The organism is Pseudoalteromonas sp. R86517 (genome assembly GCF_042466295.1).
Taxonomy (GTDB): Bacteria; Pseudomonadota; Gammaproteobacteria; order Enterobacterales; family Alteromonadaceae; genus Pseudoalteromonas; species Pseudoalteromonas atlantica.
Genome location: NZ_JAXHCB010000001.1, coordinates 2263035 through 2276644 on the forward strand (window position 1 = coordinate 2263035; position 13610 = coordinate 2276644).

At 43.5% G+C, this 13610-nt stretch carries 10 protein-coding genes; 5 read left to right on the plus strand and 5 right to left on the minus strand.

What is annotated here, in order from left to right; translation table 11 throughout:
- Positions 1-64 precede the first annotated feature (64 nt).
- Genes metH through metA form a run of 3 tightly spaced genes read right to left on the minus strand, consistent with a single transcriptional unit; the run spans position 65 to position 4714 of the window.
- Positions 65-2695, minus strand: a complete 2631-nt coding sequence (gene metH / locus SJY38_RS10210) for a methionine synthase (protein ID WP_377109695.1) — start codon at positions 2693-2695, stop codon at positions 65-67.
- A gap of 8 nt (positions 2696-2703) precedes the next feature.
- The gene (locus tag SJY38_RS10215; protein ID WP_377109696.1) at positions 2704-3777 is read right to left on the minus strand and encodes a homocysteine S-methyltransferase family protein; all 1074 of its coding nucleotides are present in this window, start codon (positions 3775-3777) and stop codon (positions 2704-2706) included.
- Positions 3767-4714, minus strand: coding sequence for a homoserine O-succinyltransferase (gene metA, locus SJY38_RS10220; RefSeq protein WP_377109697.1), 948 nt, complete (start codon positions 4712-4714; stop codon positions 3767-3769). The genes SJY38_RS10215 and metA overlap by 11 nt, the downstream gene beginning before the upstream one ends.
- Before the next feature lie 235 nt (positions 4715-4949).
- Here metA and ettA point away from each other — a divergent pair, with 235 nt between their 5' ends.
- The 3 genes from ettA (at position 4950) to SJY38_RS10235 (ending at position 8070) form a co-directional block, all read left to right on the plus strand.
- Positions 4950-6623, plus strand: coding sequence for an energy-dependent translational throttle protein EttA (gene ettA, locus SJY38_RS10225; protein ID WP_029773845.1), 1674 nt, complete (start codon positions 4950-4952; stop codon positions 6621-6623).
- 119 nt (positions 6624-6742) lie between these two features.
- Positions 6743-7099 carry a PilZ domain-containing protein gene (locus SJY38_RS10230; protein WP_029773844.1) on the plus strand — a complete coding sequence of 119 codons (357 nt, stop codon included), beginning with the start codon at positions 6743-6745 and terminating at the stop codon, positions 7097-7099.
- A 62-nt stretch (positions 7100-7161) separates the two neighbouring features.
- Positions 7162-8070: a histone deacetylase gene (locus SJY38_RS10235; RefSeq protein WP_377109698.1), complete on the plus strand. Its 909-nt coding sequence runs from the start codon at positions 7162-7164 to the stop codon at positions 8068-8070.
- 22 nt (positions 8071-8092) lie between these two features.
- Here SJY38_RS10235 and SJY38_RS10240 read toward each other — a convergent pair whose 3' ends face one another.
- Both SJY38_RS10240 and SJY38_RS10245 read right to left on the minus strand, forming a co-directional pair.
- Positions 8093-9091, minus strand: a complete 999-nt coding sequence (locus SJY38_RS10240) for a helix-turn-helix domain-containing protein (RefSeq protein ID WP_377109699.1) — start codon at positions 9089-9091, stop codon at positions 8093-8095.
- Complete coding sequence (locus SJY38_RS10245; protein WP_377109700.1) at positions 9075-9992, minus strand: GGDEF domain-containing protein; 918 nt, start codon at positions 9990-9992, stop codon at positions 9075-9077. The genes SJY38_RS10240 and SJY38_RS10245 overlap by 17 nt, the downstream gene beginning before the upstream one ends.
- A 285-nt stretch (positions 9993-10277) precedes the next feature.
- On the opposite strand from SJY38_RS10245, the gene SJY38_RS10250 reads away from it, so the two are divergent.
- On the plus strand, positions 10278-12572 hold the full coding sequence (locus tag SJY38_RS10250; protein ID WP_377109701.1) for a TonB-dependent receptor plug domain-containing protein: 2295 nt from the start codon (positions 10278-10280) through the stop codon (positions 12570-12572).
- 63 nt (positions 12573-12635) lie between these two features.
- Positions 12636-13610, plus strand: a complete 975-nt coding sequence (locus SJY38_RS10255; protein WP_377109702.1) for a metallophosphoesterase — start codon at positions 12636-12638, stop codon at positions 13608-13610.

A 13610-nucleotide genomic window follows, 5' to 3' on the forward strand; every position in this document is an offset into this window, starting at 1 on the left:
GAGCCTAATTTGGCTCGTTTATCTTTTACTGATAGCTGACAGCTAAAAACTGACCGCTGCTCTTTTACTCTGGCTCATACCCCAAATTAGGCGACAGCCAACGTTCAGCCTCTTCGAGCGTCATATTAGTTCGCTTGGCGTAATCTTCTACCTGATCCTTTTGAATAGATGCTACGGCGTAGTATTTTGCCTCTGGGTGTGAGAAATACCAGCCCGAAACCGCTGCCCCTGGCCACATGGCGTATGAGCTGGTGAGCTGCATGCCAATGCGTTTTTCGGTATCGAGTAACTGCCAAATTTTCTTTTTCTCAGTGTGCTCTGGGCACGCTGGGTAACCAGGCGCTGGGCGAATACCTTGGTAGTTTTCGCGAATTAGCTCATCGTTACTTAAGTTTTCATCGGCTGCGTAACCCCAATACTCTTTGCGCACTTGTTCGTGCAAGTATTCTGCAAACGCTTCTGCGAGCCTGTCGGCAACCGCTTTTACCATTATTTTATTGTAGTCGTCTTGCTTGGCATCGAACGCGTCGGCTAGGTCGTCTTCTTCTAAGCCGCCCGTTACTGCAAACGCGCCAAAGTAATCAGGTGTGCCTTTTGGCGCAATGTAGTCGGCTAAACAATAGTTAGCAAAGTCGGTTTTTTCGGTTTGCTGGCGTAAATGGCATGAGGTAGTTAACAGCTCTTTGCGGGTTTCGTCGGTGTAAATTTCTATGTCATCACCCACGCGGTTTGCAGGGAATAAACCAATTACACCTAAAGGTTGCAAAGCACCTGACTTTTCAAGGTCGTCGAGCATGTCGTTAGCGTCTTTAAATAAGCTGCGTGCTTGCTCGCCCACTACTTCGTCATCCATTATGCGCGGGTATTTACCAGCGATTGACCACGTCATAAAGTACGGGGTCCAGTCTATGTATTTACGTAAAGTCGCAATTGATACATTTTTAAATTCGGTCACGCCCAGCTTTTTAGGCACCGGTGGCGTGTAGTTATCCCAATCAAGCTTGGCTGCGTTATCTCGGGCACGCTGTATGGTAACCGGTTTTGAACGTGGCTTTTTGCGCGCTTGCTGCTCGCGTACTTTTTCGTACTCGGCTTTAGTTTTTTCTAAAAAGGCCGGTTTTAGCTCTTTAGATAATAAGCTTGATACCACGCCCACTGCACGGCTGGCGTTATTTACATACACTACGCCTTTGTCGTACTGCGGCTCAATTTTAACGGCAGTATGCGCTTTAGAGGTCGTTGCGCCGCCAATCATAAGTGGTAGCTCAAAACCTCGGCGGGTCATTTCTTTGGCTACGTGTACCATTTCATCAAGCGATGGGGTAATTAAACCCGAAAGGCCGATTATGTCGGCTTTTTCGTCAATCGCGGTTTGTAGTATTTTTTCAGCAGGTACCATTACGCCTAAGTCGATTACTTCGTAGTTATTACATTGTAGTACTACGCCTACAATGTTTTTACCTATGTCGTGCACGTCGCCTTTTACGGTGGCCATAACTACTTTACCGTTAGTGGCACCTTCTTCTTTTTCAGCTTCTATGAATGGGTCTAGGTAGGCCACTGCTCGTTTCATTACGCGGGCCGATTTAACAACTTGTGGTAAAAACATTTTACCTGCACCAAATAAATCCCCTACCACGTTCATGCCATCCATTAATGGCCCTTCAATTACGTGAATAGGTTTATCGGCAGCTGCGCGGCACTCTTCGGTATCTTCATCTATAAAGGTGGTAATGCCTTTTACAAGGGCGTGCTCTAGACGTTTTTCAACAGGCCATGTGCGCCATTCTAAATCTTCTACGCGTTCGGCTTGTGCCATACCCGAAAACTTAGGGGCTATTTCTACTAAGCGCTCACCTGAACCTGGGTCAGTGTTAAGGATTACATCTTCTACGGCTTTGCGAAGTTCCTCGGGGATGTCGTCGTAAACGGCAAGCTGGCCTGCGTTTACAATACCCATATCCATACCCGCTTTTATCGCGTGGTATAAAAACACCGAGTGAATCGCTTCACGTACGGGGTTATTACCCCTAAACGAAAACGAGACATTAGACACCCCGCCCGACACTTTACAGTGTGGTAAGTTTTGTTTAATTCGGCGTGTACCTTCAATAAATTCTACGGCGTAGTTGTCGTGCTCTTCTATACCGGTGGCTACGGCAAATATATTGGGGTCGAATATTATATCTTCCGGCGGAAAACCAATCTCTTCGACTAATATTTTGTAGCTGCGTTCACATATTTCGTATTTGCGGTCTGCGGTGTCGGCTTGGCCGTCGGTGTCAAACGCCATAACAACAGCAGCTGCGCCAAAGCGTTTAATAATTTTAGCTTGGCGTTTAAACGGCTCCTCCCCTTCTTTAAGCGATATTGAGTTAACAATAGCCTTGCCTTGAATACATTTAAGGCCTGCTTCTATTACTTCCCATTTAGAGGAGTCGACCATAATGGGCACTTTAGAAATATCGGGCTCTGAGGCAATTAAGTTTAAAAACTTAACCATGGCCGCTTTTGAGTCCAACATGGCTTCGTCCATGTTTATATCAATAACTTGGGCGCCGTTTTCTACTTGCTCGCGAGCCACATTCAGGGCGGTTTCGTAATCTTCTTCCATGATTAAGCGTTTAAACATGGCAGAGCCGGTTACGTTGGTACGCTCGCCAACATTGGTAAATACTGCAATTTGCTGGGTCATGTTGGCTCCTAGTTTAAGTTACAGGCTTCAAGGCCTGATAAACGCATACGAACATCAAGCTCTGGCAACGCGCGAGGTTTAACGCCTTCAAGCCCTTTGGCAAACGCACGAATATGCGCAGGCGTTGTGCCACAGCAGCCACCAACAATATTTATAAAGCCCGATTTGCCCCAGTCTATAATCTCTTTCGCCATGTCCTCTGCTTCTAGGTCGTACTCACCAAACTCATTTGGTAAACCTGCATTTGGGTGTACTGAGGTAAATGTTTCGCATACGCGCGAAAGCTCTTCTACGTATTGGCGAAGTAAATCTGGCCCTAGGGCGCAGTTAAGGCCTATAGAAAGCGGCTTAATATGGCGAATAGAGTTATAAAATGCTTCGGTGGTTTGCCCCGAAAGCGTACGCCCAGAGGCATCGGTAATTGTGCCCGAGATCATTACAGGTAATGTGCGCCCTGCTTGCTCAAACGCTTCTTCTACTGCGAATGAGGCAGCTTTTGCATTTAGCGTGTCGAAAATGGTTTCGATAAGTATTAAATCAGCGCCGCCTTCCATTAATGCAAGGGTAGACTCAACATACGCAGTAACCAGCTTATCAAAGGTAATATTACGATAGCCTGGGTCGTTTACATCTGGCGAAATTGAGCAGGTTTTAGAGGTTGGCCCTAACACACCGGCTACGTAGCGTGGTTTTTCTGGGTTTTTAGCGGTGAACTCGTCACATATTGCGCGTGCGAGTTTTGCCGACTCTAAGTTTACCTCACGGCTTATGCTTGCCATGTCGTAATCTTCCATCGAAATGGTGGTTGAGTTAAAGGTATTGGTTTCAATAATGTCTGCACCGGCGGCTAAAAAGCTGCGGTGTATATCGGCAATTAGCTCAGGTTTTGTAAGGCTTAATAAATCGTTATTGCCTTTAATTAGTACGTGCCAGTCTTTAAAGCGCTCGCTTCGGTAGTCTTCTTCTTCAAGCTTGTGAGTTTGGATCATGGTGCCCATGGCGCCATCTAAAATTAAAATACGCTCTTTTAATGCAGCGCTTAATTCGCTGTGTTTATTATTGTTTTGCACGTTATTCGGCATAGTTGTTAGTCCTCACATCTTGGCTAACTAAATTAATATCATAAGGGGTCGTTTGGTACACGTAGTAATTTAACCAGTTCGAAAACAGCAAAAAGGCATGGCTTTGCCACGTTTTTGACGGCTTTTTGCTTGCATCGTTATCTGGAAAATAGTTTTCGGGTTTTGGCGCATCAGGGCTTTTTTGTAAATCGCGCTCGTACTCTGCTTTTAATGTGTCGGCATCGTATTCTGGGTGGCCGGTTATAAACACTTGGCTGCCCGACTTATTTTTCATTAAGTAAGCGCCTACTTTTTCAGAGCCTGCCAATACCACTATATCGTCGCAGGCATTTATTTTATTTATATCTATGTGGCCATAACGTGAGTGCGGCACTAAAAAGTTGTCGTCGAAGCCACGAGTAAGTGCCCCATGATCAAAGTAACACTGGTGAGTAAACACACCACAAAGTTTATCTTCTTTTAAATCGCGTTTTAAATTGTAACGATAATAAAGCGCCGCATGTGCCGCCCAGCACGAAAACAGCGTAGAGGTAACGTGCTGCTCTGCCCAATCAATAATCACTTTTAGCTCATCCCAGTACGCAACATCGTCGTATTCGAGGTGTGCGAGTGGTGCACCGGTAACAATTAACGCATCGTAGTTATTGTCTTTCACTTCTGAAAAATAACGGTAAAAGGTATCTAGGTGCTCTTCTGAGTTGCTACTACTGCGATGCGTATCTAGGCGTAATAGCTCTACATTTACTTGCAAAGGAGAATTGGCAAGCAAACGAATAAACTGCACTTCGGTTTCTACTTTATTAGGCATTAAATTTAAAATAGCCAAACGCATAGGACGAATTTCTTGCGTTTTTGCGCGACTTTTTGGCATTACAAACACGTTTTCTTCACGTAAACGGGCAATAGCCGGTAGCTCGTCTTTCACTGTAATTGGCATATTTTTTTACTCCTACTCATAAAAACCGAGAATTTATACGCTCTCATTATGAACAGTATGCTAAAAATTTCAACCTCTAGATGTATAGATGTCTAAATGAAATTTATTCATGATTTTATACTTTATCAACCTGCAGCCATTAGCGCTTTAAAACCCGCCATTCGTTGACTGTTTCACCCGTGAGCCACTACAATACAACATTGAAATTTTTATTATTATTTGAAGGCTTTCCTCCATGGTTTTACCTGATAAGTTTATATTCTCGATGAGTCGAGTATCTAAAGTTGTGCCACCTAAGCGCACAATTTTAAAAGATATTTCGTTGCACTTTTTCCCTGGCGCTAAAATTGGTGTGCTAGGTTTAAATGGTGCTGGTAAATCTACATTACTTCGCATTATGGCCGGTGTTGACCAAGACTTTGAAGGTGAAGCTCGCCCTCAACCTGGTACTAAAATTGGTTACTTACCGCAAGAGCCAGTACTGGATGAAAGCAAAACAGTACGCGAAATAGTTGAAGAAGCTGTTGGCGAAGTAAAACATGCCCTTAACCGCCTTGACGAAGTGTACAACGAGTACGCAATGGAAGACGCTGACTTTGACGCCCTAGCAAAAGAGCAAGGCGAGCTTGAAGCTATTATTCAAGCGCACGATGGTCACAACATCGATAACGTTTTAGAACGCGCTGCAGATGCACTTCGTTTACCTGAATGGGATGCTAAAATTGAGCACCTTTCAGGTGGTGAGCGCCGCCGTGTTGCTATTTGTCGTTTATTACTCGAAAAACCAGATATGCTTATTCTCGATGAGCCTACTAACCACTTAGATGCTGAGTCGGTTGCTTGGCTTGAGCGCTTCTTACATGATTACGAAGGCACTGTTGTGGCGGTAACGCATGACCGTTACTTCCTTGATAATGTAGCTGGCTGGATACTAGAGCTTGACCGTGGTGAAGGTATTCCGTGGGAAGGTAACTACTCTTCTTGGCTTGAGCAAAAAGATGCGCGCTTACAACAAGAGCAAAAATCTGAAAAAGCACGTCAAAAATCAATTGCTCAAGAGCTTGAGTGGGTACGTTCAAACCCTAAAGGTCGTCAAGCTAAGTCTAAAGCGCGTATGGCGCAGTTTAGCGAGCTACAGCAGTCTGATTACCAAAAGCGTAACGAAACTAACGAGCTATTTATTCCACCTGGTCCGCGTTTAGGTGACCAAGTGCTTGAAGTTAATAACTTACGTAAGAGTTTTGGCGATCGCGTATTAATCGACGATTTAAGCTTTAGTATGCCAAAAGGCGCGATTGTGGGCATTATTGGTGCCAATGGCGCGGGTAAATCAACCCTATTTAAAATGCTAAGCGGCGAAGAGCAACCTGATAGCGGCAGCATTAGCGTAGGTGAAACTGTAGAGCTTGCAACGGTTGATCAGTTCCGTGGCAATATGGACGAAAGCAAAACTGTATTCCAAGAAATATCTGACGGACAAGACGTGCTAAAAATTGGTAACTTTGAGTTCCCAAGCCGTGCATACGTTAGCCGCTTTAACTTTAAAGGTAACGATCAGCAAAAGTTTGTAAAAGATTTATCAGGTGGTGAGCGTAACCGTTTACACCTTGCTAAGCTTTTAAAAGCGGGTGGTAACGTGGTGCTACTGGATGAGCCAACCAATGATCTAGACGTTGAAACACTACGCGCCCTTGAGAACGCTATTTTAGAGTTCCCAGGCTGTGTAATGTGTATATCGCATGACCGTTGGTTCCTTGACCGTATTGCAACGCATATTTTAGATTACCGCGACGAAGGCCAAATCAACTTCTTCGATGGTAACTACACAGAATACGAAGAGTGGCTTAAAAAGACGTTAGGCGCAGAAGCTGCACAACCTAAGCGTATTAAGTACAAAAAAATTGGTTAATTGTTAACTGATATAACAAACCCTGCATTTATGCGGGGTTTTTTTATGCCATTTTTTATCGCTATGGGCTATTTCCCGCTATGCTTGATTTAAATATTACAATAAAGGCAACTCGTTTTATGGAAAATCGACGTCAGTTCTCGCGTATTCTTTTTTCAACCGCGGCTCAATTAGAATTTGCAGGAGAGAGCTACCCATGCAAATTACTCGATGTATCTTTACATGGCGCACTCATTACTAAATGCGCGGCGTTTAGTGGCACAAAAAATAGCGAAGCCACCTTGCGCTTTACCTTGCCACAAAGTGATATAGAAATAAAAATGGAGGTGTTTATTTGCCACATAGAAGATAAACACATCGGCCTTAATTGCCACCATATAGATATAAACAGCATTACCTATTTAAAACGGTTAGTTGAACTTAATTTAGCCGATGAACAATTACTTCATCGCGAGCTTGCCTCATTGATTGAATAGCGGCAATAGACTCCCTTAGTTAAGTTTATTACCATAGCGCAAACTTTATTATTGATACGGTTATGCGCCTAAACCCTCACTTACCTTTGGTCTATCACAGTAATTATTCGTTTAGCTTTGACCCTAAGCACCGATTTGTAATGAGTAAATTTGCTCATTTATATGAGCAGGTTAAAGGTTTAGGCATTGCAGGTAATAATTTAGTAGAGCCTATTTTGGGCTCCCCCGAGCCACTTGAACTGGTACACTGCGAAAACTACATTCACGATTTATGGCATAACCGTCTAGACGAAAAAGCCATGCGCCGCATTGGCTTACCTTGGTCGCAACCGCTAATGAACCGTACATTCACCGCCCCACAAGGCACATTACAAACTGCACGCTTAGCATTAAAGCATGGCTTAGCCTGTCATTTAGCAGGCGGTACGCACCATGCACACACTGATTTTGGCTCAGGTTTTTGTATGGTGAACGACTTAGCCTTTACCGCGCAAACATTAATACAAAGCGGTGAAGTGACCAACGTGCTCATTTTTGATTTAGACGTACACCAAGGCGATGGCACAGCTGCAATGCTTGCACATCAGCCGTATGCGTATACCTGCTCTATACACTGCGAAAAAAACTTCCCGTTTAGAAAATCCCCCAGCGATTTAGACATAGGCCTTGCTAACAATATGCAAGACGCAGAATACTTAGGCATTGAGGATGATACGCTGCAGTTTTTACTAAAAGAACTCAACCCCGATTTAGTCTTATACGATGCGGGTGTAGATATTTGGCAAGACGATGGTTTAGGCAAACTAGATATAAGCTGGGACGGCATTAAACAGCGTGACCATTTAGTGTTTAAGCGCTGCCTTGAACATAACACCGCTATTGCCAGTGTTATTGGTGGCGGCTACGACAGAGACCATACGCGTTTAGCGCAGCGCCATGCAATAGTGATTGAGCAGGCTGCTGGTTTTTAAAATAAGTATTAACCTGTGCGCTTTATACTTTTAACTGGCTTGGGGTTAGCCCTGTCCAACGTTTAAATGCCCGCCTAAAGTTAGGAATATCGTAAAATGCCAAACGCTCAGCAACTTGCTCATTGCACTTAGCGCGCAAGGTAAGTAAATAAATGGCTTTATGTTTATTTTGCTCATCAACTAAGCTCGAAAAGCGCATACTATGGCATTTTAGTTTTCGTTTAAACGTGGCTGGGCTCATGGCAAAATACTGGGCGGTTTGCTCTAAACTTGCCTCGTTGTAAGTGTGTAGATAGCGCCAAACAGCCTCTATAAAGGTGTATTTTTCGTGAGATTTTACAGCCAATTGAGCGCGTGCTTGCATAAAGCGTAATTCGCTGGCGCACGGGTTAGCTTGGCGAAGTAATGTTTTGCTAATAACCCAACGAGTTGTTGGCTGCTCAAAACGCAGCTTTAAACCTAAATGTTGCTCGTACTGATGAATATGACGCGGTCGCTTAAAGCTAAAGTCGAACTCACATTGCGGATAGTGCGGGCTCAAACGCTTTAATAAACTATAAAACGCAGCACTGTAAATTTCTAAAATGTAGTTGTGTAGGTCGTCATCAAGCCCTGTAGCAGCATTTAAAAAAATATAAAATTGCTGATTACTTACATAGTGCTGACTAAAAAACAAAGGGCAAAGCTGTAAATGCGCTCGCTGTATTTGTAACAGTGCCGCTCCTAGTTTAGCGCTGTACAATACACTTTGTGCTGCGCTACTTGAATCGTTAACTAATTGACTACCTAGTAAAAAACCGCTGTCGGGGGTGTTCATTAGGCGTTTAAATTGACTTAGTAATTTAACTTGCTGCTCTAAACTAAAGCAATGCTCAACGCTGAGTAAGTCTTGCTCAAAAATCCCGGTGCCCCGTAACAACTTATGTAAGGCAACCCCCCTACTTTGCGCAAGCTCTACAACGGCAGTTATAAGCCCCTGTGCAGTTAAATACTTGTCACTTAAGCTAACATAACTGTTCACTGCTGGTGGCTCTTTGTTGTTTTTGTAGTTGTAGGCCGCTGTGCAATTGTTGCATTAGCATGTGAGCTGTATCACTTTTTTGCGCTTGTATGATGTGGGTAGTTACACACTGAAACTTAGCAAGCCCAGAGCCTTCTACTTTAAAAGCACAATGTTTTAATGCGGCTGTTATTTGCCTAAGAAGCTCTTGGCCTTGCTGCTTTGATGTGGCTGGCATTAGCACCATAAAACAGTCTCCCGCATAACGACATACCACATCGCTTAACCGACAGTTCATTAGTATAAGCTCGCTTATTTCGCGTAGCAGTCGATCCCCTTCGCTAAAACCAAACTCATTATTAAAACGAGCGAAGTCGCGTATATCAATAGCGGCTAATAAAACTGGCTGCGGCGCCTTAAGCTGCGTGTTTAAAACGCTTTGTAAGTATTCGGCTGTATAAACGCCGGTAACGGGGCATACTTTGTCGTGCTCACGTAAATGTGCTTCACGGCGCCTTAGCTGTTTATTTAAAACATATTGCTCTTGGTGCCAATGGTATAAACCTAAACTGGTTAGTAGCATCCCAACGGGGGCTGGCAGTGACTCTATCCAGCTTAGCCACTGCTGCGCAGGTTGCATTAACCACTCATCGAGCAAATCGAGCGTGGCCGAGAACATAAATAAACCAAGCCCAAGCACCAAATAACGAGTAACTTTGCCCGGCGGGCGCGAAATAAGTAAGGCAACAATCCAAGTTAGGGTCATAATCACTATGCCGCCCTCACCAATAATATCGAGCCATTGTATGTGTTGCAGCTCTTTGAGCTCCCCTAAATAGGCACATAAAAATATGGCTAATAACGCCATAGCTATAATACTGTTTGTTAAAAGCCGATGGCTAATAAAGGGATTAAATCGCATAGTTTGTCTTATTTAAATTGCGTATGTATTTATGCTACCCGAAGTGCATTTTTTGTAGCAGGGTCATATTAGCTCAATGATGTGACAGCTAAATGATAAGCACTTAATTATAACCTGCACATAGCCCATTAACGCTATATTGCTTGGGAGTGCGATTAGCTCACACGCCAAGATAAAGCTTTTAAAACCTTAATAACCTGCTGATCTAAATAGGGTGTTGTCACATTTGCGTCATTTAATTTAATTAGTTTGCTTTCAAACCAAGCAGCAACAGGAGCAAATTACATGGCACACTTTAAACTTAAAGCACTGGTAACAGCGCTATCACTTTGCAATTTAGCAGTACATGCAGCACAAGAAGAACACAGAACTGATGTAAAAGTATCTGAAGAGTTAGTAGTCTATGGCGAAATAGGTTATCGCAACCGCTCACAAGAACTAGCCCCAACGCTTGAATACTCTCAAGAATACTTTCAGCGTTTTGAACCACTAACAGCAGGTGATGCACTAAAGCGTGTACCGAGTGTGACGTTTTTATCAGATGTGCTTGAGTCTGACGGCGCACGTATGCGCGGTTTGAGCCCTGCTTACACAAAAGTACTGATCAATGGCGAAGAAGTTCCAGGCGCTGGTGCTGATCGCTCATTTTTTGTTGACCGTATTCCAGCAGAATTAATCGAGCGTGTAGAAATAATTCGTTCATCAAGTGCCAACCGCTCTGCCGATGCAATTGCGGGCACCCTTAACATTGTACTTCGCGATGGCTACAGCTTAGACGGCGGTTATATTCGCGCAGGAGGATTACGCTATGATGATGGTGAACTAAAAGAAAGCTTTGCGGGCGTTTACGGTACTGAGTTTGCAGGTGGACGTTTACTACTAGGCGCTAATTTTCAAGGTCGTTATAACCCAAAACAAAAATCAAGCATACGTTATGGTGATAGCCCTGAAAATAACCCTAATTACGCAACTGATGATTTTGATAACCGTGAAGATCAATCTGATACTCGTGATGGCGATGACACATCATTAAATGCCAGCTTTGAAAAGGTATTTGATAACGGTGGCAAGTTTGATATTAGCGCTATGTGGGTTGATACAGACCGTACCGAAGACGAGCGTTCTTTTGAATATGATGATGCATCTGCAACCTCAGGATCGCTTGTTGAAGGTGGCAACTTGCTCTCAGATAACGCGAACGTCGCTTATATTGATCAAACTAACTACAACATTAACTCAGGTTATGAATTACCGTTATTAGGCGGTACCAGCAAATTTAAAGTAGGCTATGCCAGCTTTGAAGAGTCAGTTTACGAGCAAGAAGTTGAGCTTGATACATCTGAGCTCCCAATGGTTTTTGAGGAAGCAGAAGAAACTGTTGATATTGACGATAAAGAATGGTCATTACAATGGCAACATAGCTTACTGCTCGGTGACTCAAAAGAAGTTCAGTTCGGTGCTTTTGTACAAGGAAAAGAGCGCGACACAGCAATTTTTGAAGCTGAAGATGAAAATGAGCAAACACTTACTGGCTGGGATCAATTTAGCCAGACGCCAATGTCATTAGCACAATTTAACAACGAATTTGAAGCAGTAGATGGTGGCGTTAATACGCTTGAAGAAGACCGTTTTGACTTATTTGCATTAATCAAACACGAAGCTGATGTGTTCTCATGGGAGATGGGTGTACGTTGGGAGTCAACTGACTCAAACATTACCGATACCAATGAAGGCGTTACTGCAAAAAATGACTATGACTTTATTTTACCTTCGGCTCACTTTCGTTACAGTGTCAGCGATAACGGTCGAGTAAGCGCCTCTATTGCACGTAGCTTACGTCGCCCTGACTTTGACTACATAACACCCGCCCTACTTGAAGAAGAGCTCGCTGATAATGACTTTTTAGGTAACCCAAATCTTAAGCCAGAATCTTCTTGGGGTATCGATTTAGGTTACGAATACCGTTTAGGTAAAAGTGGCGTTGTCGGTGTAAACGTATTTTACCGTGTCGTTAGCGACCTAATTGAAATTGCCAGCACAGGTGTTGAAGGCTCAGAAGGCGAAGGTACATTTGTACTGCAACCACAAAATACTGGCGATGGCACTGTACAAGGTATTGAGTTTGATTTATCAACGCCACTGAGCGCAATCAACATGCCAAATACTGGTATTTTCTTAAACTACTCTTGGCTTGACAGTGAAGTTGAAGACAGTTTTGGCAAACGTAAATTTAACGACCAATCAGATTATGTTTATAACATTGGCTTTATCCAAGATTTACCAATACTACGTGCATCATTTGGTGCAACTTACCGTAACCAAGGTGATGCATACGGACGCTTTGTAGGGGAAGAAGTTACCACCTCTTATGGTGCTGATTTAGAGCTTTTTGTTGAAAAGCGCTGGGATGACGTAACCCTTCGCCTAGTGGGTTCAAACCTACTTGATGCCAGTAAGGATGAAGTTTTTAACAAATTTGACTCACTTGATGACCAAAACAATCGTGACTTTGATGAGTACGAGCTTGAATCTGAAGAAGCAGGCCCAGTCATTCAAGTAATGTTGCGCTACGCATTTTAATAGCAGGCATCATCATATTAGGCACGTAATCGCTTGCTATTACGTGCCTTTTGGAGTTAGAACATGTTTAAATTGTCTTTCATAATGGCCGCCCTACTGAGCTCATCAGCGCTCAGTGCTGTCGAGCCTGTTATTTATAAAGATGAGCTTTATCAACAGCAAAAAATAGCTAAGTTAAATACGCTACCTGATAGCCTTAACTTTATGGTAATTGGTGATTGGGGGCACAACGGCCACTTTTATCAAAAAGAAGTGGCTCACCAATTAGAAATAGCCATGTACCAAACTGATGCTGACTTTATCGTCTCAACTGGCGATAACTTTTACCCAAATGGGGTAGCAAGCGTCAACGATCCGCTTTGGCAATCAGCCTTTGAGAACATATACCACGGCCCTCACACATTTGAAGATTGGTATGTTGTTTTAGGTAATCACGATTACTTGGGTAACGCCCAAGCACAAATTGACTACACAGAAAAAAGCCAGCGTTGGCAGTTACCTGCAAGGTACTACAGTAAAACATTTGCGCTTGAAAACAACGAGCAAGTGTTAATGGTTTTTTTAGATACCAATCCGATCCAGCCTGAATATAAAGACCGTGATAAATACCGCTCAACCCAAGGGCCAGGCTATAAAGCCCAGCTTACTTGGCTTGAAACCCAACTTGCAGGCAGTAAAGCAAAATGGAAAATTGTGGTAGGCCATCACCCGCTTTATTCAAGTGGTAAACGCTTTGGCCGTAACCAAGGGCTTCGCGACATTTTAGAACCTATTTTGGAGCGTCATAACGTGCACGCTTATATCGCAGGGCACGAGCACGACTTGCAATACAATCAACCAAAAAATAGCAAAGTGGCTCACTTTGTCTCTGGTGGAGGCAGTGAAGCACGGTTTGTAAAACAACGTGAATTTACCCGCTACGCAGAAGCAACACCTGGTTTTTTAAGTGTATCTATCAATGGCGAAACACTCAGTGTAAGTGCGATTAATCACCTTGGTGAAGTACGTTTTAGCACTGAAAAGCACATAGATAAGTAA

Bases quoted from the DNA above. Each gene is read 5' to 3' on its own strand.
- SJY38_RS10245 (WP_377109700.1), bottom strand. From the start codon at position 9,992: ATGCGATTTAATCCCTTTATTAGCCATCGGCTTTTAACAAACAGTATT.
- SJY38_RS10250 (WP_377109701.1), top strand. From the start codon at position 10,278: ATGGCACACTTTAAACTTAAAGCACTGGTAACAGCGCTATCACTTTGC.
- SJY38_RS10235 (WP_377109698.1), top strand. From the start codon at position 7,162: ATGCGCCTAAACCCTCACTTACCTTTGGTCTATCACAGTAATTATTCG.
- metA (WP_377109697.1), bottom strand. From the start codon at position 4,714: ATGCCAATTACAGTGAAAGACGAGCTACCGGCTATTGCCCGTTTACGT.
- SJY38_RS10230 (WP_029773844.1), top strand. From the start codon at position 6,743: ATGGAAAATCGACGTCAGTTCTCGCGTATTCTTTTTTCAACCGCGGCT.
- metH (WP_377109695.1), bottom strand. From the start codon at position 2,695: ATGACCCAGCAAATTGCAGTATTTACCAATGTTGGCGAGCGTACCAAC.
- ettA (WP_029773845.1), top strand. From the start codon at position 4,950: ATGGTTTTACCTGATAAGTTTATATTCTCGATGAGTCGAGTATCTAAA.
- SJY38_RS10215 (WP_377109696.1), bottom strand. From the start codon at position 3,777: ATGCCGAATAACGTGCAAAACAATAATAAACACAGCGAATTAAGCGCT.
- SJY38_RS10255 (WP_377109702.1), top strand. From the start codon at position 12,636: ATGTTTAAATTGTCTTTCATAATGGCCGCCCTACTGAGCTCATCAGCG.